This is a genomic window from Endozoicomonas sp. ALC013, assembly GCF_049310205.1.
Lineage (GTDB): Bacteria > Pseudomonadota > Gammaproteobacteria > Pseudomonadales > Endozoicomonadaceae > Endozoicomonas.
On the sequence record NZ_JBLYNS010000305.1, the window covers coordinates 1 to 2,691 of the forward strand.

Below are 2,691 nucleotides of genomic sequence, written 5' to 3' on the forward strand. Positions count from 1 at the left end.
CTGGATATGGACTTTCTCATCCGTAGAGTGCGGGAAGCGGATGGTTAGGCCACGTGAAGTCAGTTTTTTGTATTAAGAAAAAAACATAACCCGGGAACTTTTACATCACTGGATGGATCAATGATGCAAGTATTTTTTGTACATATTTCCAATGTACTTTTATGCAACATCATCGAGGCTTGTTTATGATTCAACAACCCATTCAGCAACCCATTCAGCAACCAATTTATGACAGCGCTTCCCAATGTTCAGGGAATGGCGTCGAACATTCCTGGCTCGGCCATGGTGTTGCTGTTGCTAAAGCATTTGTGAAATCATTGATTCCGATGGAAGATCCTCGCTTCAGTATTAATCCCGATAAAGCACTGGAAGGTATTGGGCGACTGGCCACGGCAACTATCGTGCCGTTGAGTCCCATGCTTTTCATAGCGAAAGATATTGCCGATGCCTGGTTCGGTAGCTGTGTGCCCGGTCCGGATGTCAAACCGGAATTACCACAGACATCAAAAGCAACCGGGGAAGAGGCTCAGGAAAAAGAACCCGGCCTGCAAGACGTACCCCTTCAACAGCCATCTGCAGCCCGCTATCAAGGGAGTCAGGGAACCAGAGGACTGCTGGCACTTGGCACGCTGGCCAGCTTTTTTCAGTATGCCAATTCGAATGACAGTGCCGATTGTCCACAACCCATAAAGATGCCCATAAAGATTAATGATACGAAAACCCTGGACAAGATTGGTCGAGATCCCTGCTATCCAATGAACGGTATATACCAACAGACGGCGGATATTGTTGTCACTCAAGACTTTCAATCCATTGGCAATGATACCGATCCATTCACCGGGCAGTACGATGGGCAGTGCCGTACCATCAGCGACCTGCCGGACTGTTTTGTTGCCACTCTGAAAGGCCGCATCAGTGACCTTCACTTGACTGGTGCCAATATAATAAATTCCACAAAGGTGACTGGGTTAGCAGCCTGTGTTGTTGAAATTAATGGCACAGTCAGTGGTGTCCGGGCCAAAAATGCTCATGTTTCCACCTTGGGTGACAAAGCTTACGCCGGCATTGGGGGAGGGGAGGTTAAAGGAACGGTTGCCAACATCACGGCGGTGGACAGCGCGGTGGAAACCTCGGGTGAACGTGGATACGCCGGCATCGGGGGGGGGATAGTTCACGATGGAGGAATGGTTGCCAACACCACGGCGGTGGACAGCACGGTCAAAACCAACAAGGGTCAATCTGCACACGCCGGCATTGGAGTGGGGGTGGTTGCCCCTGGAGCAACGGTTGCCAACACCACGGCGGTGAAAAGCACGGTCGAAACCTTGGGTCTTTATGCACGCGCCGGCATCGGGGGGGGGGTGATTGATGGAAATGTTGCCAACACCAGGGCGGTGAACAGCACGGTCAAAACCTCGGGTACTTATGCGCACGCCGGCATTGGAGGGGGGTGGGTTGACACTGTAGGAACGGTTGCCAACACCAGGGCGGTGAACAGCACGGTCAAAACCTCGGGTACTGATGCATACGCCGGCATCGGGGGAGGGCAGGTTTCCGGAAATGCAACGGTGGTTGCCAACACCACGGCAGTGGACAACAGCACGGTCGAAACCTCGGGTAAATCAGCATCCGCCGGCATCGGGGTGGGGGCGGTTTTCGATCAAGGAAAGGTTGCCAACACCACGGCGGTGAACAGCACGGTCGAAACCTCGAGTACTGATGCAAACGCCGGCATCGGGGTGGGGGCGGTTTACGATCAAGGAAAGGTTGCCAACACCACGGCGGTGAACAGCATGGTCAAAACCTCGCGTGAAAAAGCATGCGCCGGCATCGGGGGAGGGCAGGTTTCCGGAACTGCAACGGTTGCCAACACCACGGCAGTGGACAGCACGGTCGAAACCTCGGGTGAAAATGCATACGCCGGCATCGGGGCGGGGGCGGTTTACGATCAAGGAACGGTTGCCTGCACCACGGCGGTGGACAGCACGGTCAAAACCTCGGGTAATTCTGCATACGCCGGCATCGGGGTAGGGCAGGTTGCCCATAACGCAACGGTTGCCAACACCACGGCAGTGAACAGCACGGTCGAAACCTCGGGTGAAGGTGCATACGCCGACATCGGGGCAGGGAAGTTTGCCAATAACGAAAAGGTTTCCAACACCATGGCGGTGAATAGCTATGTCATCATGAAAAAGGATTTTGGACCTGAATCCAATGAGCAGCTTCTTTGCCAAAAAGCTGACCCACGTGTTTTAACAGCCAATTGCGCTTTGGGACCTGAATCCAATGAGCAGCTTCTTTGCCAAAAAGCTGACCCACGCGTGTTAACAGCCAATTGCGCTTCGGGAACTGAATTTCCGGATGCGTTGGATTTTTCGTACGGTGATGTTTGCCCGGTAAATGCCGCTAGAGTGTCAACAACCGCTTCGGCGTCGACGGCCACTACAGAGTCAACAGCGGCGGCGTTAGCAGCCGCCACAGTGTCAGCAGACGCTACAGCATCAACAGCCGCTACGGCGATCATTACCACAGGTACCCTTGTGGCAGCGGGCGGATTGGGGATTGTCGGCTATTCAACCTATCTATGGATTACCGGTTACCGGCACGGGTTGCGTGGTAAGGAGCTGGCGAAGAAACCCCTGACTCGTGGTAAAGAACTGGCTAGCGCTGCGGTCAACTCGGTATCACATT

Annotated in this window: 1 protein-coding gene; it reads left to right on the forward strand. The window is 53.7% G+C overall.

Annotated features, from left to right (window positions below; translation table 11 throughout):
• Positions 1 to 185: 185 nt before the first annotated feature.
• The coding region (locus ACO6V1_RS23340) for a hypothetical protein (RefSeq protein ID WP_422468915.1) at positions 186 to 2,691 on the forward strand (2,506 nt) is incomplete at its 3' end.